The sequence below is a fragment of the Mesorhizobium sp. GbtcB19 genome (assembly GCF_019091085.1).
Taxonomy (GTDB): Bacteria; Pseudomonadota; Alphaproteobacteria; order Rhizobiales; family Rhizobiaceae; genus Mesorhizobium.
The window spans coordinates 157736-182573 of record NZ_JAGXJY010000001.1 but is presented as its reverse complement, the minus strand read 5'-3'; the positions used below and the strand labels follow the sequence as shown (position 1 = coordinate 182573).

The window sequence follows — 24838 nt, the reverse complement described above, 5'->3', positions numbered from 1 at the left end:
TGAGCCACTTGTATTTTGGGGAGGGATTTCCATGAACATTTTGCGGCTCAAAGCTCTGGCGGGGGCAGGCTGCTTTTCGATCGCGTTGCTCGGCGCCGCGATGCACCCGGCGCATGCCGGCGGCCTGGAGCGCGGCGGCTACGACATCGATCTGCTTTTCGATCCGTCGCCCGTCGCGACCGAGGCTGAGGCGACCTATGTGATGCCCGATCGCAAGTACAAGAATGCGAGGGGTCCCGGTGGCCTCGATCTAGGGTTCGGAACGTCTGCCAAAGGCGCAGAGGATTATTGGGTGCCGCGCATCGGTGTCAAAGCTCAAGTTGTCCCGGGCATTGACTGCATGTTCGACTACTCGCAACCGTGGGGCGCGCATGTCGCGCCGGGCGTCTGGAACGGTGCGTTTTCCAATATGGAAACTGACATCAAGAGCGACAATTACGCGGGCACCTGCTCGTACAAGATGGATGCAGGCAAGGGCCAGCTTCGCTTCATCGGCGGCGTCTTCTACCAGAAGGTCTATGGCTTCAAGGAAAGCCTGGTATCACCCCTGGTGCCGGATTTCGGGGGAACCGGCCGTGTCGATCTGACGAGCAACGGCTGGGGCTGGCGTGCCGGCCTTGCTTACGAAATTCCGGACATCGCGTTGCGCGCGAGCCTTGTCTACAATTCGAAGGTCAAGCTCGACAACATCTCGGGCACACTCGATCTTACGAATGTCGGCGGCACCGTCATCCCGATTTACGGCTCGACACAGTACATGCCGGATGTGGTGGAGTTGAAACTGCAGTCGGGCATCGCGCCCGGATGGCTCGCCTTTGGCTCGATCAAGTGGGTCAATTGGAGCGTTTTGCAAAGCGTTCCGATTTGTGCGGTGGGTACTCCTGCTGCGCTATGCGTCACGGGCGACAAGGCTCATTCGGCCCAGGTGACCTCGCTCGACCTAATGTATCGTGACGGCTGGACGGTTACAGGCGGCATTGGCCACAAGTTCAATGATCAATGGGCGGCTGCCGGCCAACTTTCCTGGGATCGTGGCACCGCGCACGGCTATGGCTCGCAGACCGATACGTGGACGGTGGGTGGCGGCGTCGCCTATACCCCGAAGCCGAACATCGAAATTCGCCTCGCCGGAGCTATAGGTGTGATGACTAGCGGCCATTCCGGAATAGTGAATGGTGAAAACGGGTACCAGGCCGGCACCGACGCCAGTTACGACTTCGGCAACGATCTGGTCACGGCGATCTCAGGCGGCGTCAAGATCAAGTTCTAAGTTTCTGAAAATTCTTCGAAAAGGCCGGGCGATGCCCGGCCTTTTTCGTTTATGCGGCCGCGATCCAATCCTATTGTCCGGCCGATGTTGCAGATTCGCTGCACAACGGGCGCCCGATACGATTGTGACGTTTTGGCAACAGTTTATGAACAACCCCCGGGCTAAAAGACTTGCCGAGGGAACTGCCCATTTCCCGCCATAAACCCGGAGCACCCGAGATAGGTCTCGGAACGCGTGCCAGGTTGGCGCGGCGAAGGGGCAGGCCGCGGGGTGTGCGGCAAGGACGATGATGGACGCCAAGGCAATCTCCAAGGCCAAGCTGCCGAGCCGCTACGTGACCGTTGGTCCGGCGCGGGCGCCGCATCGTTCGTATCTCTATGCCATGGGGTTGTCGGCGGCCGAGATCGCGCAGCCCCTGGTCGGCGTCGCCAGTTGCTGGAACGAGGCCGCGCCCTGCAACATCTCGCTGATGCGCCAGGCGCAAGTGGTCAAGAAGGGCGTGGCGGCCGCCAACGGCACGCCGCGCGAGTTCTGCACCATCACCGTCACCGACGGCATCGCCATGGGCCACCAGGGCATGAAGTCGTCGCTGGTGTCGCGCGAGGTGATCGCCGATTCGGTCGAGCTCACCATGCGCGGCCATTGCTATGACGCGCTGGTCGGGCTTGCCGGCTGCGACAAGTCGCTGCCCGGCATGATGATGGCCATGGTGCGCCTCAACGTGCCGTCGATCTTCATCTATGGCGGCTCGATCCTGCCCGGCTCCTATCGCGGCCGGCAGATCACCGTGCAGGACGTGTTCGAGGCGGTCGGCCAGCATTCGGTCGGCACGATAAGCGATGCCGAACTGCTCGAGATCGAGCAGGCGGCGTGCCCTTCGGCCGGTTCCTGCGGCGCCCAGTTCACCGCCAACACGATGGCGACCGTCGCCGAGGCGATCGGCCTGGCGCTGCCCTATTCCTGCGGCGCGCCGGCGCCCTACGAGATGCGTGATCGCTTCAATTTCGCCTCGGGCGAAAAGGTCATGGAACTGATCGCGAAAAACATCCGGCCGCGCGACATCGTCACACGCAAGGCGCTGGAGAATGCCGCGACCGTCGTGTCTGCCACCGGCGGTTCGACCAACGCGGCGCTGCATTTGCCGGCGATCGCGCATGAGGCCGGCATCAAGTTCGACCTGTTCGACGTGGCAGCGATCTTCGAGAAGACGCCTTACATCGCCGATCTCAAGCCCGGCGGCAAATATGTCGCCAAGGACATGTTCGAGGCCGGCGGCATTCCGCTCCTGATGAAGACGCTGCTCGACCATGGCTATCTGCATGGCGACTGCATGACGGTCACTGGCCGCACTTTGGCCGAAAATATGGAGCACGTTTCCTGGAATGACAGCCAGGATGTTGTGCGTCCCGCCAATCGGCCAATCACCAAGACAGGCGGCGTTGTGGGCTTGAAGGGCAACCTTGCCCCCGAAGGCGCGATCGTGAAGGTCGCGGGCATGTCGGAACTGAAATTCTCAGGCCCGGCGCGTTGCTTCGATTCGGAAGAGGAGTGCTTCGAAGCGGTCACGCAGCGCAATTACCGGGAAGGCGAGGTTCTCGTCATCCGCTATGAGGGGCCGCGCGGCGGCCCAGGCATGCGCGAGATGCTGTCGACGACGGCCGCGCTCTACGGCCAGGGCATGGGCGGCAAGGTGGCGCTGATCACCGACGGGCGCTTCTCCGGCGCCACGCGCGGCTTCTGCATCGGCCATGTCGGGCCGGAGGCGGCGGTCGGCGGGCCGATCGGGCTGATCAAGGATGGCGACGTGATCTCGATAGACGCCGTGAACGGCACGATCGAGGTGGCCCTTTCGGACGCCGAGCTGGCGGCCCGGGCAAAGAGTTGGAAGGCGCGCAAGACCGACTATCAGTCCGGCGCGATATGGAAATATGCGCAGACCGTAGGGTCGGCCCGCGATGGGGCGGTGACCCATCCGGGCGCGGCCAAAGAAACGCACTGCTATGCGGACATCTGAGGTGTTGAGGTCGTCTGTCTTTTCGGCACTGGTCGCTTTGGCGACCTTGGGCGCCGTCGGGCAGGCCATGGCCTTCGACGACAAGGTGTTCGACGACAAGACCGGGGTGAAGCCGCAGTCGAGCCCGTGGGCGGTGTTCCAGTTCGGTTTTTCGGCCTACAAGAACGGCCACAAGGATCAGGCGGTCGAGGCCTATAAATACGCCGCAGAGAACGGCCAGATCGGCGCCACCTGGAAGCTTGCGCGCATGTATGCCGAAGGCGACGGCGTGACGCGCGACGATTATGCGGCCTTCAAGTTCTTCTCGGAAATCGTCGACCAGGATGTCGAGCCGGGCTCGCCGGAAGAAAGCTATGTGTCGGACGCGCTGGTGGCGCTCGGCGACTATCTGCGCAAGGGCATTCCCGGCACCCCGGTCGAGGAAAACGACGTCGCGGCACAGGAATATTACATGCGCGCCGCCGCCAACTACCGCAATCCGAACGCCCAGTTCGAGATCGGCCGGATGTTCCTGAAGGGCGAGGGCGGCGTGAAGGCCAGCGTCAAGCAGGCGGGCCGCTGGCTGCAGCTCGCGGCCGAGAAGGGCCATGCCGGCGCGCAGGCGACGCTGGGCAACCTGTTGTTCCAGAGCGGCAAGGTCGTGCGCGGCCTGGCGATGATGACGGCAGCACTCGAGCGGGCTCCGCCCGCCGATCAGCCCTGGATCCGCAACATGCAGGAAGAGGCTTTCGCCGCAGCCGGCGAGGCCGATCGCCGTACCGCGATCTCGCTCGCCGACGACATCCTGACCAAGGGCAATAACGGCGACCAGTAAGCGCAGGTTTGGCGATAGCGTGCACGGTAGCTTGGCGCATGCATTGTCCAAGTAGCGCTGGTCGACCCCCCACTCCGTCTCGGCTTCGCCGAGCCACCTCTCCCCCGATCGACGGGGTAGAGGAAGGCGCCAAGCCTTTTGCCGTCAATGCCCCGTCCAGCAAGGCTCCCTTCCTTTCCCTCCGGAGGGGGGAAAGGTGGCGCTGCGAAGCAGCGACGGATTGGGGGAACCACGTGGCAAGCAAGCCTCGGGCCGATCAGTTACCTATGCATAGCGTACCCTGTATGGGGGTGATCAGCGGAGCCTCAGTTCTCCGTCGGCTCTGTCGGCGTTGGGCCGGGCGTCGGGGTGGAGATCGATGTCGGGTGCGGTTTTGGCGCCTCTCCCGAACATTCGTCCTTGATCCTGGTCCAGGACGTGTTGTTGAGGACCATATCGCAGCGGGCGAGGTGGCTTTCGCCGGCCACCGTCAGGCACGCCGTCTCGCCGACATTGAAAGACTTGCCGTTGGCAAGGCAGGCCGGCGCCGCCAGTAATGGCGTCGGCGCGGCAAGCGCCAAAGCAAGGCCGACCGGCCAGAAAAGAAATCGGATCGCCATTCAACCCCCACAGCAATCCGCATCAAAGACCGGATTTGTGGCGATATCTGGGTCCGGAATCGTCTCAGGCCGGCCGCAGGCTGAGCTCGATCGCGACCGGCACGTGGTCGGAAGGCTTTTCCCAGGCGCGTACGTGCTTTTCCACCGAGGCCGACGAGAAACGATTGGCGGCTTCCGGCGACAGCAGCAGATGATCGATGCGGATACCGTTGTTCTTCTGCCAGGCGCCAGCCTGATAATCCCAGAAGGTGTAGACGCCGGCCGAGTCGGTCACGCTGCGCACCGCTTCGGTGAAGCCGAGATTCTTCAGCCGGCGGAAGGCCTGCCTTGTCTGCGGCTGGAACAGCGCGTCGCCCAGCCAGTTTTCGGGAAAGCGGGCATCGGCGGGCTCGGGAATGACGTTGTAGTCGCCGGCCAGCACCAGCGCCTCTTCGAGCCGCAGGCGCTCCTGTGCCCAACGCTCCAGCCGCGCCATCCAGGCGAGCTTGTAGGAAAATTTCCGTTCATCGTCGATCGGGTTGCCGTTCGGCAGATAGAGCGAGGCGACGCGCAAGGCCCCCTGATCGGTCGAAAAGACGCCTTCGATAAAGCGGGCATGGTCGTCCGCATCATCGCCAGGCAGGCCGCGGTTGACCTCGTCGAAGGGCAGCTTCGACAGGATGGCGACGCCGTTGAAGCTCTTCTGGCCGTTGGTCTCGACATTGTAACCCAGCGCCTCGATCTCGGCGCGCGGGAACAATTCGTCGACCGACTTGATCTCCTGCAGGCACACGATGTCCGGCGCGCTTTCGGTCAGCCAGTGGGTGAGATTGCCGATGCGGGCGCGAACGCCGTTGATGTTCCAGGTGACGATCTTCATGCAGGCCTCGATGCTGTTCGGCGTTCGACGAAGTCGATCGTATTGCCTGCGCGGGGCTTTAGAAAGGCCGCCCATGCGCATTCCTGCCATAACCAGGCGACGGCTACGCGCTAGCCGGCGCGCCAGCCGCAAGCCTTGCGAGAGATTCAGCCGATCAGATGGAGAAGCTGGTGCCGCAGCCGCAGGAGGCGACCGCGTTCGGGTTCCTGATCTGGAAGGACTGGCCCATCAGGTCGTCGACGAAGTCGATCACCGAGCCGCCCATATAGACCAGCGACAGGTCGTCGATCAGGATGGTCGCGCCGTCCTTCTCGATGGCGACATCGTCGTCATTGCGCTCGCCGACGAGGTCGAATTTGTAGGAAAAGCCGGAACAGCCGCCGCCTTCGACGGAGACGCGCAGCGCCGTTTTGCCCGGTTCGCCGGAAACGATCCTGGCGATCCGCTTTGCCGCGGCATCGGTCATTTCGACCTTCATGGCAGTCTTGGCATCCGCGCCCATCGGCGTCACCTTGCTTTCGGTTTCACATGATAGGTATGAAGCAGGCAGGCCTGAGTCAACTGGTGGACCAATGGACGAGCGGCAGGGCAAGGAGGCTCTCGGCGACATCGGCTTCGGCTATCGGCCGCGAGCCGTCTATGCGAGCGATCCGGCGCGCTCGCGCGGACGCCTGTTCGAGGAGGCCGAAAGCCCGACCCGCACGCCGTTCCAGCGCGACCGCGACCGCATCATCCACTCAACCGCCTTTCGCCGGCTGAAGCACAAGACGCAGGTCTTCGTCGCGCATGAGGGCGATCACTACCGCACGCGGCTGACGCATTCGATCGAGGTGGCGCAGATCGCCCGCGCGCTGGCGCGTGCCTTGCGCGGCGACGAGGATCTCGCCGAAGCCGTGGCGTTGGTTCACGATTTCGGCCACACGCCGTTCGGCCATACCGGCGAGGATGCGCTCAACGAGAAGATGGCCGCCTGGGGCGGCTTCGATCACAATGCCCAGTCGTTGCGCGTGGTCACGAGGCTCGAACGGCGCTATGCTGAATTCGACGGGCTGAACCTCACCTGGGAAACGCTGGAGGGGCTGGTCAAGCACAATGGCCCGCTGACCGATGCGAGCGGGAAGGGGCTCAAGGGTCCGGTGCCGCAGGCGATCCGCGACTATTCGGAGCTGCACGACCTCGAGCTCGACCGCTTCGCCGGCATCGAGGCGCAGTGTGCGGCGATCGCCGACGACATCGCCTACAACACCCATGACATAGACGACGGCCTGCGCGCCGGCTTGCTGACGCTGGAGATGCTGGAGGAGGTCGGGCTGCCGGGCTCGATCCTGAAGGGCGTGCGCGCCAAATACCCTCAGCTCGACGATGTCCGCACCGGCCACGAGTTGATGCGCCGGCAGATCACCTTGATGGTCGAGGATGTCATCGCATCGACCGCCGCCAACATCGAACGTCTCAAGCCAAACAGCGCCGATGCGGTTCGGGCGGCGGGCGAAACCCTGGTGACCTTCTCGCCAGGCATGGCCGCGGCGGAGAAGGAATTGAAGGCGTTCCTCTACAAGCATCTTTACCGTCACCCGGAGGTGATGCGGGTGCGGGCCGACGCCGAGCGCATCGTGCGAGAGCTGTTCGATGTCTATTTCGCCGATCCGCGCGCCATGCCCGACGGCTGGCGCGAGGGGCTGGATCGGGCCGAGGATCGCATCAAGGCGCGCAGCGTCGCCGATTTCCTGGCCGGCATGACCGACACCTACGCACTGAAGGAACATCGGCGTCTGTTTGACCATACGCCCGATTTGAGCTAGGGCGAGCCTCGATTTTGCCGGCCGCTGAGCCGGTCGCCTCTTAAAGCCCAGAGCACTTCCAATGAATATCTTCGCCGATTTCAACGCGCGGGTCGTAAAAGCCGTCGAAACCCTTGACCTGAAGGACAAGGAAGGGGCCGCGCTCGACCTGTCGCGCATCACCGTCGAGCCGCCGCGCGACGCCAGCCACGGCGATCTCGCCACCAATGCGGCGATGGTGCTGGCCAAGCCTACCGGACAGAACCCGCGCGCATTGGCGGAAAAACTGGTCGAGGTGCTGCGCGCCGATACGGACGTGGCCTCGGCCGACGTTGCTGGACCAGGCTTCGTCAATCTCAGGCTGAAGGACGGCTTCTGGCATACGCATCTGGCAGCGCTTCTCGGCGAAGGCCGCAACTATGGCCGTTCGAAGATCGGCGGCGGCCGCAAGGCCAATGTCGAATATGTCTCGGCCAACCCGACCGGTCCGATGCATGTCGGCCATTGCCGTGGCGCCGTGGTCGGCGACGCGCTTGCCAATCTGATGGCCTTCGCCGGGTATGACGTGACCAAGGAATATGTCATCAACGACGCCGGCTCGCAGATCGACGTGCTCGGCCGCTCGGCGTTCCTGCGCTATCGCGAAGCGCTCGGCGATGACATCGGCGAGATCCCGTCCGGTCTCTATCCGGGCGACTACCTGGTTCCTGTCGGTCAGGCGCTGGCCAGGGAGTTCGGCCGCGGCCTGCTGCAGATGCCGGAAGACGAGGCGATGGCGATCGTCAAGGACCGTACGGTCGATGCGATGATGGCGATGATCCGCGAGGATCTGGCGCTGCTCAACGTGCATCACGACGTGTTCTTCTCCGAGCGCACGCTGCATGCCGACAACGCCAAGAAGATCAGGGCGGCGATCGCCGACCTGACGCTCAAAGGGCATATCTACAAGGGCACGCTGCCGCCGCCGAAGGGTGAGAAACCCGACGACTGGGAGGACCGCGAGCAGACGCTGTTCCGCTCGACCGCGGTCGGCGACGACATGGACCGGGCACTCGTCAAGTCGGACGGCTCCTTCACCTATTTCGCCGCCGACGTCGCCTATCTCAAGGACAAGGTCGAGCGCGGCTTCGTCGAGCTGATCTATGTGCTCGGCGCCGACCATGGCGGCTACGTCAAGCGGCTGGAGGCCCTGGCGCGCGCGGTTGCCGGCGACAAGGTGGCGCTTACCGTCTTGCTGTGCAATCTGGTCAAGCTGTTCCGCGACGGAGAGCCCGTCCGTATGTCGAAACGGTCGGGCGATTTCATTACCTTGCGCGAAGTGGTGGAAGAGGTCGGTCGTGACCCGGTCCGCTTCATGATGCTTTATCGCAAGAGCGACGCGCCGCTCGACTTCGACTTCGCCAAGGTGACGGAGCAGTCGAAGGACAATCCGGTGTTCTACGTTCAGTACGCTTCGGCGCGCTGCCACTCGGTTTTCCGGCAGGCGAGCGAGCAGCTTGGCGAGGCGAATTTCGACCGCAACCGGCTCACCGCCTCGGTGGCGGCGCTGACCGACGAGGGCGAAATCGCGCTGATCAGGAAGCTGGCTGAATATCCGCGGCTGATCGAATCCGCGGCGCTTTCGCTCGAGCCGCACCGGCTGGCATTCTACCTCTACGATCTGGCTTCCGGCTTCCATGCACAGTGGAATCGCGGCCACGATAATCAGGACTTACGTTTTGTTAAGGTTAACGACCGAGAATCAACCTATGCCAGACTAGGGCTGGTGCAGGCTGTTTCGGATGTTTTGACCTCCGGCCTGACGCTGATCGGGGCTGACGCGCCTACCGAAATGCGTTAGGTTTAACTAAAACACCTGTCACCTTTTGCCCACATTGCGCTGGTAAGGGCCAACCCTGCGCGACGTCCATGGCGTCCGACTGTGTGCGAGTTCGGGAACAATAATGGCAGACAGAACCCCGCTGAAAGTAGCCGACCACAACGATATCGCCGACGACGATCCGTTCGCGGAGCTGACCCGCATCATGGGTTTCGACCCGCGCCAGCCGGTCAGGCAGCCGGCCCCCGCGGCCGACAAGGCCATGCCGGCTAACCAGGCTCCCGCGGCGGACGACTTCGACATCGACCTCGAGAAGGAGTTGATGGGGGAGTTCGATTCCGTCGAGGAAAGCGAACCGGTCGCGCAGCAGGCTGTCGTGCATCAGATCAGGCAGGAGCCGGCTTTCGAAGCTGCCAGCGTCGCCTCGAATGACGACGAGCTGACGGCATCTTTCGAGCAGGATTTCGTCTTCGACGACGCGGCGGACCACGCCGACTTCGCCATGCCTCGCGCGCCGGAGCCGAATTTCGCCGCGGCGCCGCAAGTCGCGCCGGAGCCGCACTTCGCCTCCGAGGCGCATTTTGCACCTGAGCCGCATTTTGCGCCGGAGCCGGAAGCCGCTCTCGAGCCGGAAGTCGCTTTTGACGACGATTTCGACAAGGCGGTCGCCAGTTCGCTGGATGTTTCGGCGCTCGAAGACGATCTTCCGATCGATGAGGAGATGGCCGCGTCGCTGGACCAGGATTTCCAGATCGACCATCACGAGCCCGCCGCTCCCGAATATCATGAACCGGCCGACACCCGTCAGGATGCCGTCGAAGCGGTGCAGGCGGCCAGCGAAGGGGCGTTCGACGCCGATTTCGACAATGCGGTCCAGATGTCGCTCGAAGACGAGCTGTCGTTCGAGAGCCGCGAGCCGGAGCAGCATGCGCAGGTCGCCGAGCCGGTCGAAGCCCATGCGGCTGCACCGCTGATCTCCGAGGACGATTTCGCCGGTCATTTCGACCAGGCGATAGCCGATGCCGATCTGGATATTGGCCGGGACATGAATCTCGGCCAGGAACAGGAGCCGGAGCTGTCGCTCGACGACGAGCCGGCGCCGATGGTCGAGGCGCCGACTGCGACGGCCCATTTCGCCGCCGAGCCCGAGCCTGAGCTGGCCGCGCCCGAACCTGCCTCCGCGCTGACCCTCGAGGACGATTTCGAACTGAGTTTCCGCGATGCGCTGAGCGAGGAGCCGCAAGCCCCCGCCGTGGAGCCCGCCGCCACGGTGCAGCCGGCCATGGCCGAGCCAGCCCCCGTCGTCGCTGCTCCGGTTTCGCCGGTCGCCGCCGTCGCGCCGGCAAAGCCGGTCGCCAGCGAGCGCAGCCTGGAAGACGAGCTCAATGCGTTGCTCGGCGCAATGACCGCGCGGCCGATGCCGGTGGTCAAGGAGCCTGCTCCCGCGCCGCGGCTGGTTTCTGAACCTGCCAGCTTCGCGAGCGGCAAGGCAGACGCCGACAATCTCGATTGGGATATCGACGAGGATCAGCCGGCGCAGAACGAGCCGGTCGACAACGGCCTCGACGACCTGCTCGCCGGCGAGCTCGACCGTCAGGATTTTGCAGACTCGGCCAAGACCGAGCCCGATGTTGATTTCGACGACGATTTCGGTGCCGCTTTCGCCCGCAGCATCGAGGCCGAACAGGCTGCCGCCGCCACGACGAGGTCTCCGGCAAATTCGTCCGAATGGTTGCATTCGGCGCCTGCGGAACCGTCCAGGTCGTGGGGCCGGTCGACCCCGACCGCCGCTCCGCCTGTGCAAGCCTCGTTCGCGGCGCAGCCGGCCCCCGCGGCACCGGTGCAGATGGCAGCGCCTTCGGCGCCGCTGCAGATGACGGCGCCTGCCTACCGTAACGAACCGGCCCCGGATTATTCCGCCTATGCCAAGCCGGCCCAGGCGCCGACGTCTATACCGCAGCCTCGCCAGCATGACGACGTGCCGGATGTCGAGACGGTCGATGTGCCGGAGCGCGTGGTCGCGCTCGCCGACGATCTCGACATTCCGGAGCTCAGCTTCGAGGAGGATCAGCCGGCGGCCCCCGCTTACGACGATCTCGATGCGGAGTTCGCCAGCCTTCTCACCGACATGAATGCGACCGAGATCGCATCGGCGTCGACGCCGGGCCGGGGCTATGATGACGAATCCTACAATGCCGGCTTTAGCGGCTACGACCGTCGCGATCTGCGCGCCGAGGCTCCGGCGGCTCCCGCCGCTCCGGCTTCCTTTGCCGCCGCGAACGACTACGACGCCGACGATCTGCCCGGCAGCCGACCGGTCTCGCAGGCGGACGAATTCGCTGCCGACGAGCTCGACTACGATCCCGAGCTCGAAGAGGCGATGGCGATCCCCGGGCTTGCCGAACGCGAGGCGGCTCAGCCGCGCCGGCGCGGTATGATGATCGGGGCGCTGGTCGGCGCCGTGGTGGTTCTCGGCGGCCTTGGCGCGCTGGCCTTCTCCTTCGGCGGCAAGGGCGGCAGCGAAGCTCCGGTGATCGTCAAGGCCGACAATGCGCCGATCAAGGTGAAGCCCGAAAATCCGGGCGGCGCGGTGGTGCCGAACCAGGACAACAAGGTCTATGACGCGGTGGCCAAGGGCGGCGGTACTGCCAAGCCCGCCGAGCCGGTGCAGCAGAAGCTGGTCAACACCACCGAGCAGCCGGTCGACCTGGCCTCGAAGGAACCGCCGCAGAGCCGCGTGGTCGATCTCACGCCCAACGATACCGACGCTTCGGCTGGCGCCGATGCCGCCGACAAACCGGACACGGCGTTGCCTGGCGTCGCGCAAGCGACGGCGCCGGCAAGCACCCAGCCGGCCGCGCCGGCAAGCGCCGAGCCGGCCGCGCCTGCGCCGAAGTCGGAAGACCGCATCGCCCAGGTGCTGCAGCAGGATGCCGACAACGGGGCCAGCAACGACGTCGTCGCCGTTGCGCCGCGCAAGGTGAAGACCATGATGGTGAAGCCCGACGGCTCGCTGGTGCCGCGCGAGGATCCGGCTCCGGCCGCGCCGAAGGTCGCTGCGGCCGAGCCGAGCGATCCGGCGCCGCAGCATGTCGCGCCGGCCTCCGATGGCCAGCAGACGGGAACCGTGGCATCCGACGAAGCGGACCAGGCCGCCGTTCCGGCAGTGAAGCCCGCGAAACCCGCGAAGAAGACTGAAGCCAAGGCGCAGTCGACCGACACGCCGGCGGTGGTGCCGGTGGCGCCGGCGCGTCCGTCCGACCAGCCGGTCGATATCGTCGGCGAGGTCAAGCCGGACCAGGTCGCCTCCATCGATCCGGCGTCGGCTGCCAGCGGCGGCTCGTGGTCGATGCAGATCGCCTCGCAGCCGACGGTCGAAAGCGCACAGTCGACCTATCAGGACCTGCAGCGCCGCTACGGCAGCGTTCTTTCCGGCCGCACGGCCAGCATCGTCAAGGCGGAAGTCGCGGGCAAGGGCACGTTCTACCGTGTTCGAGTCCCGGCGAAATCGCGCAACGATGCGATCGCGCTCTGTACCAGCTACAAGGCGGCCGGCGGCAACTGCTTCGTATCGCGCTGAACTATCCCAACTTCGAAAGCCGGCGCCGCCGCAAGGTCGCGCCGGCTTTTCGTTGTGGACGGTTGTGCGCTTTGGCGGCCGGTGGGGCAGGGGTGATTCCCTTTGCCCGGCCAAAGCCTTAAGCTTGTGTGCATGAGCGAATCAAAATCCATGATCTTCGGCTGCGCCGGGAAATCCCTCACCGAAGACGAAATCCGCTTCTATCGCGACGAACGTCCGTGGGGCTTCATCCTGTTTGCGCGCAACATCGGCGAGGCCGGGCAGATCCGCGACCTGGTTGCCTCGCTGCGCGACTGCGTCGACCGCCCCGACGCGCCGGTGTTCATCGACCAGGAAGGCGGCAGGGTGCAGCGGCTGCGGCCGCCGCTGGCGCCGAACTATCCGGCCGGCGGCGCGCTCGGCGCGTTGTGGCGCGAAGACCGCGAGGCCGGCCGCCGCGCCGCCTGGCTGCTGGCGCGGCTGCATGCCTTCGATCTTTCCCGGCTCGGCATCACCGCCGACTGCCTGCCGGTGCTCGACGTCCCGGTCGAAGGCGCCAGCGACGTCATCGGCGCGCGCGCCTACGGCAAGGAGCCAAATGCGGTGATCGAGCTGGGCCGGGCTTCGGCCGAGGGCTTGATATCCGGCGGCGTGCTGCCGGTGATGAAGCATATTCCCGGCCATGGCCGGGCATCCGCCGATACGCATTTCGCGCTGCCCACCGTCGATACGCCGCTGGAGGAGCTCAGCCGGCATGATTTTGCCCCGTTCAAGGCGCTTAACGCGCTGCCGATGGCAATGACCGCGCATGTCGTCTACAGCGCCGTCGATCCCGACAACCCGGCGACGACGTCGGCCAAGGTCGTCGATCAGGTGATCCGTGGCGAGATCGGCTTTGACGGGCTGCTGATGAGCGACGACACCTCGATGAAGGCACTTTCTGGGGATTTCCCGACAAAGGCGGCCTCGATCCTTGCGGCCGGCTGCGATCTCGTCCTTCACTGCAACGGCGTTTTCGAGGAAATGTCGGGGATCGCGTCGCGCACGACGGCGCTCACGGGCAAGTCCTTGCAGCGCGCGGAGCGGGCGCTGACCTATATAAAGAACCGCGACGTCGCCGACGAAACGGCGATACGCGCAGAATTCGCCACCTACTTTGAAGCGGTGGCCTGAACCGAAGGGACGAAAGGCAAGTGGCGGAGACATTGGAAGTGAAGGCCGCGAAGGCCGCACCGATGGACCGTCTGTGGGCCGAGAACGACGATTCACGCCTGACCGGCGACCCGTCGCTGGTCGTCGACGTGGCGGGCTTTGAAGGCCCGCTCGACCTTCTGCTGCACCTTGCCCGCAACCAGAAGGTCGATCTGGCGCGCATTTCGATCCTGGCGCTGGCCGAGCAATATCTGGCCTTCATCGAAAAAGTGCGGGCGCTCAGGCTGGAGCTGGCCGCCGACTACCTGGTGATGGCGGCGTGGCTCGCCTTCCTGAAGTCGAAGCTCTTGATCCCGAAACAGCCGGGCGAAGAAGGCGAAAGCGGCGAGGAACTGGCGGCGGTGCTGCAATTCCGGCTGAAGCGGCTGGAAGCCATGCGCGACGCCTCGGCGCGGCTGGTCAACCGCAACCGCCTCGGCCGCGACGTCTTCGCGCGCGGCATGCCAGAAATGGTCATCATCGAGAAGCGTAACAGCTTTTCCGCCTCGCTCTACGACCTGCTCACCGCCTACGCGCAGCAGCGCCAGAAGCAGGCGATCAACAATGTGACGATCGCCCGGCGCGCCGTATGGTCATTGAAGGATGCGCGCGAGGTGCTGGCAAGGCTGATCGGCGCCGTCGGCGACTGGACGGCGCTCGACAGTTTCCTGATCGAATATCTGGCGGCGCCGGAAGAGAAGCGCACGGCGATGGCAAGCTCCTTCGCCGCGACGCTCGAAATGGTGCGCGAGGGCAAACTGGAAGTGCGGCAGGACCAGGTGTTCGCGCCGATCTATCTGCGCGGCCGCGCGCAAGGGGTAAGGGCAGTCGAGGTGGTATCATGAGCGAACGCGCCAACGCTTCGGTCATCCCGTTCAAGGTCGAGGACGAGCCGGAAGACGAGATGGCCGAGCAGGGTTCACTCGAAAACCCCGCCGAGCGGCTGCAACTGTCGGAAGCGGTGCGCATGGCCGAGGCGATCGTCTTCGCCAGCGCAGAGCCGGTGAGCGAAAAGCAGCTTGCCGCGCGTCTGCCCGAGGGCGTCAACATCGCCGCCGCAATGGCGGACCTGCAGGAAATCTATTCCAAGCGCGGCGTCAACCTGGTGCGGGTGGGCGATGCCTGGGCTTTCCGCACCGCCGGCGATCTGGCTTTCCTGATGAGCCGGGACTCCGTCCAGCAAAGGAAGCTTTCGCGCGCGGCGCTCGAAGTGCTGGCGATCATTGCCTATCACCAGCCGGTCACGCGCGCCGAAATCGAAGACATCCGAGGCGTGGAGACGTCCAAGGGCACGCTCGACACGCTGCTCGAAACGGAATGGGTCAGGATGCGCGGCCGCCGCCGCACGCCTGGGCGGCCGGTGACCTATGGTACGACGGACGCCTTCCTCGACCATTTCGCGCTGGAGGAGATCCGTGATCTGCCCGGCATGGAAGAGCTGAAGGGCGCTGGGCTGCTCTCGACGCGCATGCCTTCGAATTTCTCGATGCCGGTGCCGCCGGCCGATCCTGACGCGCTGACCGAGGACGAGGATGCGCTGACCGATATCGACCTCGAGGAGCTCGGGCTGCTGACGCCGCGCGTCACCGACGAGTGATCATCAAATCGCCGCGAATGGTCTATTAGCAGAGGCTGCGCGGATTGGTAGCAAGCCGCTCACGCCGAAACTGCGTGACATCCGCTAGCCATTTTATCAACTTCGTGGCGGTTGTGTTTGAATCCCCGAGCGAAAACGCATAGATCATCGCCAGGGAAAACATTCGAGAGAGAATAGCAATGGGTTCATTTTCGATTTGGCACTGGATGATCGTGCTGGTCATCGTGCTTCTGGTGTTCGGCCGCGGCAAGATCCCGGAGTTGATGGGCGACATGGCCAAGGGCATCAAGAGCTTCAAGAAGGGCATGGCTGACGACGACGCCGACGACAAGCGCACCGTCGAGCACCGCGCCGACGAGACCGTTTCGCCGGCCAAGGAGAAGGTCAGCAAGAGCTGATCTCGGTTGTTGCATTGAGCGTGCCGTTGTCCCAAAACCGCTTCGCACGTTCGGGCGGCATGCATTCGTCGGAATAGATTGCCATGTTCGAAGTCGGTTGGAGCGAACTGCTGGTGATCGCGGTCGTCATGATCGTGGTCGTCGGGCCGAAGGATTTGCCCAACATGCTGCGCACCTTCGGCCGCACGGCGGCGAAATTGCGCGCCATGGCCGGCGACTTCCAGAAGCAGTTCAACGAGGCGCTGAAGGAAGCCGAACTCGACGACGTGAAGAGTTCGATCGACAGCCTTCGCGGCCTCAATCCGATGAACGAGGTGCGCAAGCAGCTCAATCCGTTCGAGCAGGCAGCTGCCGATGTGCGCGCCGGCGTCGATACGATGATGAAGCCCAAGCCGGCCGCCGATCCGGCGGCGCCGGCGGCAGAGACGCCGCAAGCCGCCGAGCCGCTCAAAAATGGCGCCACGGATATGCCCGGCATCAATGCATCCGAGGCAACTCCGGCAGCGCCGATCTTCCCGGCCATGACCGACGCCTCCGTCACCGCACCGGCTTCCGCGGCCGCCGTGCCGGCGAAAAAGGCTACTGCCAAGGCAAAGGCGACCGGCGCCGCGGCAAAGGCAGCGGCATCGAAGGCGCCTGGCGCAAAGGCACCGGCCAAACCCTCACCGGCTCCGGCCAAAGCCGCAGCACCTGCCAGGAAGGCCGCGCCCAAGGCTGAGGCAAAGCCCGCCGCGGCGACGAAGCCGGCCGCCAAGAAGGCAGCCGACAGCAAGAAAGTGGCGGGCGACAGCAAGAAGATGGCGGGCGACACCAAGTGAGCGTTTCGGACAAGGAAAAGGAAGAAATCGAGAAATCGTCCGCGCCGCTGATCGAACATCTGATCGAGCTGCGCCGCCGCCTGATCTGGTCGCTGGGCGGCTTTTTCGTCGCTTTTCTCGTCTGCTTCTTCTTCGCCAAGCGCCTGTTCAACCTTCTGGTCATCCCGTTCAAATGGGCGACGCAATGGGCCGGGCTCGACCCGCACAAGGTCGAGCTGATCTATACCGCGCCGCAGGAATTCTTCTTCACCCAGGTGAAGCTCGCCATGTTCGGCGGCATGGTGATCGCCTTCCCGCTGATCGCCACGCAGATCTACAAGTTCATCGCGCCCGGCCTCTACAAGAACGAGCGCAACGCGTTCCTGCCGTTCCTGATCGCGTCGCCCATCCTGTTCCTGATGGGTGCCTCGCTGGTCTATTTCTTCTTCACCCCGATGGTGATGTGGTTCTTCCTCGCCATGCAGCAGGTCGGCACCAACGACCAGGTGCAGATTTCGCTGCTGCCGAAGGTGTCGGAGTATCTCAGCCTGATCATGACGCTGATCTTCTCCTTCGGCCTGGTGTTCCAATTGCCTGTGGTGACCAGCCTCTTGACGCGCGTCGGCATGTTGTCGTCGCAGGCGCTGGCCGAGAAGCGCAAATGGGCGATCGTGCTTTCCTTTGTGGTTGCCGCGGTGCTGACGCCGCCCGATCCGATGAGCCAGTGCGGCCTCGCCATCCCGACCATCATCCTCTACGAGGTCGCGATCTGGTCCTCGCGCATGATCGAGCGCAGCCAGGCGCGTGACCGCCTGGCCCGCGAGCAGGCAGAGGCGGGGGCGACTGTGGCTGAAAAGGCGGCCGACACCTCGTCGACGCAAACGCCGAGCTAGGCAAAAGGCCGGAAAAACACGGACGGCATAGCCGCCGTCTTGCATCGATGGCGGATGCGGTTTACGCCCTCGATCCTTACTTTGAGGATCGATCATGCTTGATATCAAATGGATTCGCGACAACCCGAAGGCCCTTGTAGAGGCGCTGGTGAAGCGCTCGTGGTCGGCGGATGACGCGCAGTCCACGGTCGACGACCTGGTTGCCAAGGACGAGGCGCGGCGTTCGCATCTCAGCGAATTGCAGGTCAAGCAGGAGCGCCGCAACGCCGCCTCGAAGGAGATCGGCAATGCCATGCGCTCGGGCGATGCGGCACTTGCCGAAAAGCTCAAGGGCGAAGTCAGCGACATCAAGTCGTTCATCCAGAACGGCGAGGCGCGCGAGCGCGAGCTCGACAAGGCGCTGAACGACGCGCTTGCGGTGCTGCCCAACGTGCCGCTGGACGACGTGCCGGTCGGCAAGGACGAGCATGACAATGTCGTCAAGCGCCTCGTCGGCGAGGTGCCGACGCGCCCGAACTGGGTCAAGGAGCATTTCGAGATCGGCGAAGCGCTCGGCATGATGGACTTCGAGCGGGCGGCAAAACTGTCCGGCGCGCGCTTCACGGTGCTGAAGAGCCAACTGGCGCGCCTGGACCGCGCGCTCGGCCAGTTCATGCTGGACCTGCACACCACCGAGCACGGCTATGAAGAGATCCAGCCGCCGCTGATGGTGCGCGACGAGGTGCTGTTCGGCACCAACCAGCTGCCGAAATTCGAGGAGGATCTGTTCTTCACGCCGCATGGCGACGGGCGGCTCGGCCTGATCCCGACCGCCGAGGTGCCACTCACCAATCTCGTGCGCGAGGAGATCACCGCACATGAAAAACTGCCGCTGCGCTACACGGCGCTGACGCCGTGCTTCCGCTCGGAAGCGGGTTCGGCCGGGCGCGACACGCGCGGCATGCTGCGCCAGCACCAGTTCTACAAGGTCGAGCTGGTGTCGATCACCGACCAGGAAAGCTCGCTCGCCGAGCATGAACGCATGACGCAATGCGCCGAGGAGGTGCTGAAGCGGCTCGGCCTGCCGTTCCGCACCGTCACGCTCTGCACCGGCGACATGGGTTTCGGCGCGCGCAAGACCTACGACATCGAGGTCTGGCTGCCCGGCCAGAACGCCTATCGCGAAATCTCGTCCTGCTCGGTCTGCGGCGACTTCCAGGCCAGGCGCATGGATGCCCGCTACAAGGACAAGGACGGCAAGGGCAATCGCTTCGTCCACACGCTCAACGGCTCGGGCACGGCGGTCGGCCGGGCTCTTATAGCTGTCATCGAAAACTACCAGAATGAGGATGGCAGCGTAACCATTCCTGAAGTGCTGCGGCCTTACATGGGTGGTCTGGTCAAGATCGGTCCGAAGTGAATCCATGCGCATCCTGCTGACCAATGACGACGGCATTCATGCCGAGGGGCTGGCGTCGCTCGAACGCATCGCCCGCACGCTGTCGGACGATGTCTGGGTGGTCGCGCCGGAGCAGGACCAGTCCGGCTATGCGCATTCGCTGTCGATCTCGGAGCCGCTCAGGCTGCGCAAAATCGGCGAGAAGCATTATGCCGTGCGCGGCACGCCGACCGACTGCGTCATCATGGGCACGAAAAAGATCCTGCCCGGACCGCCGGACCTCATCCTGTCGGGCGTCAATTCCGGCGCCAACATCGCCGACGACGTGACCTATTCAGGCACCGTGGCGGGCGCCATGGAAGGCGCGCTGCTTGGCGTGCGCTCGATCGCGGTGAGCCAGGCCTATTCCTATGTCGGCGAGGATCGCGTCGTTCCTTACGAGACGACCGAGGCGCTGGCGCCGGCGCTGCTCAAGCGATTGGTGGAAACGCCGCTGCCGGAAGGCGTGCTGCTCAACGTCAATTTCCCGAACTGCGCGCCCGACGAAGTCGAAGGCACCGTCGTCACCGCGCAGGGCAAGCTGGTGCACAGCCTGTGGGTCGACGAGCGCCGCGACGGGCGCGGCCTGCCTTACTACTGGCTGCGCTTCGGCCGCGAGCCGGTCGAAGGCAAGAAGGGCACCGACCTTTACGCGATGCGCAACCGGCTGGTGTCGGTGACGCCGCTGCAGCTTGACCTCACCGCCCATGAACTGCGCGACCAACTGACCAAGGCATTGGCATGAATACGGGTCTCGACGACCGCGAAGGGTTTGCCGCTTTCCTGCTCAGGCTGCGGGGCAGGGGCACGGCGCCGAAGCCGCTGGTCGCCGCCTTCGAGGCGACGCCGCGGCGCGGCTTCCTGTCGGCGCAGTTCCACGTGATCGCCTGGTCGGACGGCATGCTGCCGATCGAATGCGGCGAGGCGATCGAGGGGGCCGATCTTCAGGCTGCGGTGATCGCCGCGCTTCACATCGAGCCGGGCAACCGCGTGCTCGAGATCGGCACCGGCTCGGGCTACACGGCAGCGGTCATGTCGCGGCTTGCGGCGCGCGTCATCACCGTCGACCGCTACAAGACGCTCACCGAGCAGGCAAAGCAGCGCTTCGAGGCGCTCGCGATCAGCAACATCATCGCCCGCCAGGCCGATGGATCCAACGGCCTGCCCAATGAGGGGCCGTTCGACCGCATCGTCGCCTGGGCGGCCTTCGACAGCCTGCCGCGCTTCCTGCTCGACCAACTGTCGAGCGGCGGCATCGTCATCGCGCCGATCGGCCCGGAGGAGGGTGAGCAGGTGCTGGCCAAGCTCACCAAGGTCGGCAGCCGCTTCGAGCGCGAGGATATCGGCATGGTCAGGCTGCAGCCGATCTTGCGCAGCGTCGCGGCGGTGATCTAGGGCCGGGCCGATATTCAGGTGAGCCCGGCCTGCGAATGATGGTCTCCTGCGCTTCCGGTGCTCACGTACTGTTAGTACGCTCCGCTCCGGTTCTCGGACACCACCGTTCTCGACTCGGGCTGACCTGAATCTCAGCTCGCCCCAGATGCCCAAAATGTTTTAAGAAAATTTTCGTCGGATTCTAAGGGGTTAACCGGCCAGTAACATTAACGCGCTTTAATAAGGACCAGTTTGTACCGGGTCTGTGCGGGTTAGTGCGATGCAATTCAATCATTTGAAAGCAAACAGACGCAATCTGGCGCGCGGTTGCGCTGTCCTCATGATTGCCGGCGCGGCGGCCGGGTGCAGTTCCCAGTCGATGCGCTTCAACGGTGTCGATGATGTCTTCACATCGTCCACCAACAATCAGCGCTCCATCATCAACAAGCAGAATGCCGACCAGCCCTATCCGGGCGACACGGTGGCGCCTGCGCCGGTTGACGGCACTCACACCCAGTCGGTGAGCCGCTCCAGTCTCGAGCCGGTCACGGCGCAGCAGCTGCCGCCTCCGTCGGCGCCGACTGCCGCCAAGCCGATGCGCACCGCTTCGGCTCCCGCGCTCGCACCTGCTCCGGCGCTTGCACCCGCGCCGCATCTCGACAGAACGGCCACCGGCACGGTTGCGCCGGCAAAGCCGTTCAAGACCGCCGAGCCCGACGCGGTCCGCAACGCAAGCGCCGCGCCGCATGCGACCGAAATCGTCGTCCGGGACGGCGAGACGCTTTCAGGCTTGGCGGCGCACTACCGCGTGCCGGCCGACGCCATCGCCAAGGTCAACGGCATCGACCCGAAGAAGGGTATCCGGTCCGGCCAGAAGATCGTCATCCCCGCCTACGCCTATTCGAGCAAGGCCGAGCCGAAGGTCGCTGAAGGCAAGCCGGCGAATGCGCCGAAGCAGCCTGCTCCTGAAAAGGTCGCGGTGCTGCCGCAGCAGCCGAAGGTCAAGGACGGCAAGTCGGCTGCCCAGGTCGACACATCGGCAGCTGCCGCAGGTTCCAAGAACCCGAAGCCCGCGCCGCAGGTCGCCGAGGCAAAGCCGGCCGGCGCCGGAGGCACCTATACTGTCCAGCAGGGTGACTCGCTGTCGTCGATCGCCAGGAAGACTGGCGTCAGCGTCGTGGCGCTCAAGCAGGCCAACGGCATGCAGGCTGGCCTGCTCAAGATCGGCCAGACGCTCAAGGTTCCGGCCGGCGGCACCGTTCAGGTGGCAGCCGCCAAGCCGGCGGCCGCCAAGCCAGCGGTCGATCCGGTGACGACGGCAACGACGCCGCCCGCGGCCAAGACCACCGAGACGCTCGCCTCCTACACGCCGCCGAAAAAGGACGCCAAGGTCATCCAGCAGGCCGAGGACGACAATGCCGAGGCGCCCGATGCGACCGGCATCGGCAAGATGCGCTGGCCGGTGCGCGGCCGCGTGATCTCCGGCTTCGGTTCCGGCAAGGACGGCGTCGACATCGCGGTGCCGGAGGGAACGCCGATCAAGGCGGCCGAGAACGGCGTCGTCATCTATGCCGGCGACGGCCTCAAGGAGTTCGGCAACACCGTGCTGGTGCGGCATGAGAACGGCCTGGTCACCGTCTACGGCCATGCCAGCTCGATCGAGGTGCAGCGCGGCCAGAAGGTCAAGCGCGGCCAGGAGATCGCGCTGTCGGGCATGAGCGGCACCACCGACTCGCCCAAGCTGCACTTCGAAGTGCGCAAGAACTCGGCCCCGGTCGATCCGAGCGGCTATCTCGAATAGAACAAGAACCGTTTGCGGGCCGTCTGACCTCCAGTCCGGCCCGCCGTCTTCAGCCCGCTCCGCAAGGAGCGGGCTTTTTCAGTCGGGCGAAGGTACTCGGTCAGTCCTTCAGCGGCTTGCCGAGGCGGCCGGCCAGATCCTGCGTGAACTGCCAGGCGACGCGGCCGGAACGGCTGCCGCGCGTCGTCGCCCATTCCAGCGCCTCGGCGCGCAGCTGCTCGGGGTCGATCGTCAGGCCATGATAGCGGACATAGCCGTCGATCATGTCGAGATATTCGTCCTGCGAGCATTTGTGGAAACCGAGCCAAAGGCCGAAACGGTCGGAAAGCGAGACCTTTTCCTCAACCGCTTCGGAAGGGTTGATGGCGGTCGAGCGCTCATTGTCGATCATGTCGCGCGGCAACAGGTGGCGCCGGTTCGACGTGGCATAGAAGATGACGTTGGCGGGCCGGCCTTCGACGCCGCCTTCGAGCGCCGCCTTCAGCGACTTGTACGAGGTGTCGTCATGGTCGAAGGAGAGGTCGTCGCAAAACAGGATGAAGCGATAGGGAGCGGCCTTCAGGAGGCCCATCAGCTTCGGCAGCGTGTCGATGTCCTCGCGGTGGATCTCGATCAGCTTCAATGGCCGGTCGAGCTTGTCGGTGGCGTTGACGGTGGCATGCACGGCCTTGACCAGGGATGATTTGCCCATGCCGCGCGCGCCCCATAGGAGCACGTTGTTCGCCGCGTAGCCGGAAGCGAAGCGCTCGGTGTTGTCGAGCAGGATGTCGCGCACCCGGTCGACGCCGCGGATCAGGCCGATATCGACGCGGTTGACCTTGCGCACCGGCTCCAGAAAGCCGGGCTCAGCCTGCCAGACGAAGCAGTCGGCGACGCCGAGATCGGTCTCCGGGACGGGCGGCGTTGCGAGGCGGGAAACCGCCTCGATCAGGCGGTCGAGTTTCTTGTTCAAGGCGTCCAGGCTGTCGGTCATTGGGGGTCTTTTCGTTGAGGCATTTCAGCGTGTGGGAGCAGCTTCCACGACATCGCTGCAAGAACCAAGCCCAAGCTTTTGTTGGAGCATGATCTTTCCGGTGGCCTCGAAGCCGCTCCGCTGCGACGCTCTAGCACGCCGCAAACGGCTGGAAAAGCAACGGATTGGGCTCGCAGCGCAGTTGCATTGGCAACGTTAGCGACTATATTCCGGCCAAATTTTCGCGGGGCCGCCGCGGCGGTATTTCACCACCCAGGAGTTTCTTGATGTTCGTTACCCCGGCATACGCTCAAGGCATCGGCGCCTCGCCAGACATGTTCATCTCGATTTTGCCGTTTGTCCTGATTTTCGTGATCATGTATTTTCTGATCATCCGGCCGCAGCGCGCGCAGCTGAAGAAGCGTCAGGAGATGCTGGCTGCGGTGCGCCGCGGCGACACGGTGGTGACCGGCGGCGGCTTTGTCGGCAAAGTGACTAAGGTGATCGACGACAATGAGCTGGAGATCGACCTTGGCGGCACCAAGGTGACGGCTCTGCGCTCGACGATCTCGGACGTGCGCGTCAAGGGCGAGCCGGTGGCGAACCAGAACGCCAAGAAGTAAGCGAAGCCGGCGGCAATGGCCGCGGGCAGGGCTCCGACGAACGGCAACATATGGTTTATCTTTCGCGCCTGAAGGTCATGTTGATCGGGCTTGCCCTGGTCTCGATGATCTTCGGCGCGTCGGCTGTTTCCGCATCGGTGTCGGGCGCACATGTTCTGCTTCACCTGGATACGGATGAGTTGAGAAGCAGCCGCGCCGAAGCGATGCGCGACCAGATCAGGACGTTGCTGCGCGATGCCGAGCCTAGGATCAACTACAGCGGCCTGATCGCATCGGGCCGCGCCGTGCAGGTGCACATTTCCGATCCGGCGCAGGTCGAGGCTGCCAAGGCGGCACTCAAGACCTTGCTTGACCCCGTCGCCGACAAGGAAGGCCCGGTCCAGGAATTTGCACTGGACGACAGCGAACCTGGCCTGTTGAAGTTCACAATGACGGATGCAGGTTCGAAGTATCGAACATCCGCAGCGCTCGCGCAGTCGATTGAGATTATCAAAAATCGGCTGCACGAACTTGGCATCGCCGATGCCGCGATCCAATTGACGGACGAGGGGATACTCATACAAGCGCCAAGCGTCGCGGATTTGCATAGCTTGGCGCAGATTCTCGTCCGGCAAGGGCGGTTGAGTTTCCAACTGGTCGACACGTCGATGCCTGCTGATGACGCGATCAACAGCCGTCCACCCGCGGGATCGTCGGTCCTTTATACGATGGACGATCCGCCAGTTCCCTATCTTGTCGAAAACCGGGTAATCGTTGCCGGCGAGAGTGTGCTGGACGCCAATGCAACACAGGACGCTGCCGCTGGCGCGCCTGTCGTCGCATTCCGGCTCGATTCCAAGGGTACGGAACGTTTCAAGTGGGCGACCACGCGGAATATCGGCAAGCCATTTGCTGTAATTTTGGACGGCCAAGTGATTTCCGCGCCTATCATCCGGGAGCCGATCGAGCATGGCACCGTGCAGATATCAGGCAATTTCACGGCCGAAAGCGCCAAGGAACTTGCCCTATTGTTTCGCACTGGCGCGCTGCCCGCGAGATTGACAATCCTCGAGGAAGCACGATAGGGCCGGCCGTGGTTGA

22 protein-coding genes are annotated in these 24838 nt (G+C 64.3%); 18 read left to right on the top strand and 4 right to left on the bottom strand.

Annotated elements, in window-relative coordinates:
* Positions 1–31: 31 nt before the first annotated feature.
* The 3 genes from KVT37_RS00865 (at position 32) to KVT37_RS00855 (ending at position 4098) form a co-directional block, all read left to right on the top strand.
* Positions 32–1270, top strand: coding sequence for an OmpP1/FadL family transporter (locus tag KVT37_RS00865; RefSeq protein WP_217568726.1), 1239 nt, complete (start codon positions 32–34; stop codon positions 1268–1270).
* A gap of 289 nt (positions 1271–1559) precedes the next feature.
* The gene (ilvD, locus tag KVT37_RS00860; protein WP_217569849.1) at positions 1560–3284 is read left to right on the top strand and encodes a dihydroxy-acid dehydratase; all 1725 of its coding nucleotides are present in this window, start codon (positions 1560–1562) and stop codon (positions 3282–3284) included.
* Positions 3271–4098 carry a tetratricopeptide repeat protein gene (locus KVT37_RS00855; RefSeq protein ID WP_217568725.1) on the top strand — a complete coding sequence of 276 codons (828 nt, stop codon included), beginning with the start codon at positions 3271–3273 and terminating at the stop codon, positions 4096–4098. The genes ilvD and KVT37_RS00855 overlap by 14 nt, the downstream gene beginning before the upstream one ends.
* A gap of 305 nt (positions 4099–4403) precedes the next feature.
* Here the strand turns inward: KVT37_RS00855 and KVT37_RS00850 are convergent, their stop codons facing one another.
* From KVT37_RS00850 to erpA, 3 genes are all read right to left on the bottom strand, one after another.
* On the bottom strand, positions 4404–4697 hold the full coding sequence (locus KVT37_RS00850; protein WP_217568723.1) for a hypothetical protein: 294 nt from the start codon (positions 4695–4697) through the stop codon (positions 4404–4406).
* 64 nt (positions 4698–4761) lie between these two features.
* Entirely contained in the window at positions 4762–5556 is a 795-nt protein-coding gene (gene xth / locus KVT37_RS00845) for an exodeoxyribonuclease III (protein ID WP_217568721.1), read from the bottom strand.
* 154 nt (positions 5557–5710) lie between these two features.
* A complete protein-coding gene (erpA, locus tag KVT37_RS00840; RefSeq protein ID WP_217568719.1) occupies positions 5711–6058 on the bottom strand; it encodes an iron-sulfur cluster insertion protein ErpA in 348 nt (115 codons plus the stop codon).
* 70 nt (positions 6059–6128) lie between these two features.
* Between erpA and KVT37_RS00835 the strand changes: the two genes are divergently transcribed.
* The 13 genes from KVT37_RS00835 to KVT37_RS00775 all read left to right on the top strand — a co-directional run bounded on the left by KVT37_RS00835 (position 6129) and on the right by KVT37_RS00775 (position 22183).
* Positions 6129–7358: a deoxyguanosinetriphosphate triphosphohydrolase gene (locus KVT37_RS00835; protein ID WP_217568717.1), complete on the top strand. Its 1230-nt coding sequence runs from the start codon at positions 6129–6131 to the stop codon at positions 7356–7358.
* Between the two features lie 61 nt (positions 7359–7419).
* On the top strand, positions 7420–9177 hold the full coding sequence (argS, locus tag KVT37_RS00830) for an arginine--tRNA ligase (RefSeq protein ID WP_217568715.1): 1758 nt from the start codon (positions 7420–7422) through the stop codon (positions 9175–9177).
* Between the two features lie 103 nt (positions 9178–9280).
* Positions 9281–12736, top strand: a complete 3456-nt coding sequence (locus KVT37_RS00825; protein WP_217568713.1) for an SPOR domain-containing protein — start codon at positions 9281–9283, stop codon at positions 12734–12736.
* 132 nt (positions 12737–12868) lie between these two features.
* Entirely contained in the window at positions 12869–13888 is a 1020-nt protein-coding gene (gene nagZ / locus KVT37_RS00820) for a beta-N-acetylhexosaminidase (protein WP_217568711.1), read from the top strand.
* A gap of 62 nt (positions 13889–13950) precedes the next feature.
* The gene (locus tag KVT37_RS00815; protein ID WP_217569847.1) at positions 13951–14751 is read left to right on the top strand and encodes a ScpA family protein; all 801 of its coding nucleotides are present in this window, start codon (positions 13951–13953) and stop codon (positions 14749–14751) included.
* Positions 14748–15503, top strand: coding sequence for an SMC-Scp complex subunit ScpB (gene scpB / locus KVT37_RS00810; RefSeq protein WP_217568709.1), 756 nt, complete (start codon positions 14748–14750; stop codon positions 15501–15503). Before KVT37_RS00815 ends, scpB begins: the two co-directional genes overlap by 4 nt.
* Positions 15504–15682: 179 nt before the next feature.
* The gene (locus KVT37_RS00805) at positions 15683–15901 is read left to right on the top strand and encodes a twin-arginine translocase TatA/TatE family subunit (protein WP_027167260.1); all 219 of its coding nucleotides are present in this window, start codon (positions 15683–15685) and stop codon (positions 15899–15901) included.
* Positions 15902–15984: 83 nt separating this feature from the next.
* Positions 15985–16719, top strand: coding sequence for a Sec-independent protein translocase protein TatB (gene tatB, locus KVT37_RS00800; protein WP_217568707.1), 735 nt, complete (start codon positions 15985–15987; stop codon positions 16717–16719).
* Positions 16716–17591: a twin-arginine translocase subunit TatC gene (gene tatC / locus KVT37_RS00795; RefSeq protein ID WP_217568705.1), complete on the top strand. Its 876-nt coding sequence runs from the start codon at positions 16716–16718 to the stop codon at positions 17589–17591. Before tatB ends, tatC begins: the two co-directional genes overlap by 4 nt.
* Before the next feature lie 94 nt (positions 17592–17685).
* Positions 17686–18990, top strand: a complete 1305-nt coding sequence (gene serS, locus KVT37_RS00790; protein ID WP_217568703.1) for a serine--tRNA ligase — start codon at positions 17686–17688, stop codon at positions 18988–18990.
* A gap of 4 nt (positions 18991–18994) precedes the next feature.
* A complete protein-coding gene (gene surE / locus KVT37_RS00785) occupies positions 18995–19753 on the top strand; it encodes a 5'/3'-nucleotidase SurE (protein ID WP_217568701.1) in 759 nt (252 codons plus the stop codon).
* On the top strand, positions 19750–20403 hold the full coding sequence (locus KVT37_RS00780) for a protein-L-isoaspartate(D-aspartate) O-methyltransferase (protein ID WP_217568699.1): 654 nt from the start codon (positions 19750–19752) through the stop codon (positions 20401–20403). The genes surE and KVT37_RS00780 overlap by 4 nt, the downstream gene beginning before the upstream one ends.
* A gap of 259 nt (positions 20404–20662) precedes the next feature.
* Complete coding sequence (locus tag KVT37_RS00775) at positions 20663–22183, top strand: peptidoglycan DD-metalloendopeptidase family protein (protein WP_217568697.1); 1521 nt, start codon at positions 20663–20665, stop codon at positions 22181–22183.
* A gap of 100 nt (positions 22184–22283) precedes the next feature.
* On the opposite strand, the gene KVT37_RS00770 is transcribed toward KVT37_RS00775, so the two are convergent.
* A complete protein-coding gene (locus KVT37_RS00770) occupies positions 22284–23156 on the bottom strand; it encodes an ATP-binding protein (protein WP_217568695.1) in 873 nt (290 codons plus the stop codon).
* 266 nt (positions 23157–23422) lie between these two features.
* Here KVT37_RS00770 and yajC point away from each other — a divergent pair, with 266 nt between their 5' ends.
* Together yajC and KVT37_RS00760 are read left to right on the top strand one after the other, a co-directional pair.
* Entirely contained in the window at positions 23423–23758 is a 336-nt protein-coding gene (gene yajC / locus KVT37_RS00765; protein ID WP_217568693.1) for a preprotein translocase subunit YajC, read from the top strand.
* Between the two features lie 50 nt (positions 23759–23808).
* A complete protein-coding gene (locus KVT37_RS00760; protein ID WP_217568691.1) occupies positions 23809–24822 on the top strand; it encodes a hypothetical protein in 1014 nt (337 codons plus the stop codon).
* The last annotated feature ends 16 nt before the right edge of the window (positions 24823–24838 follow it).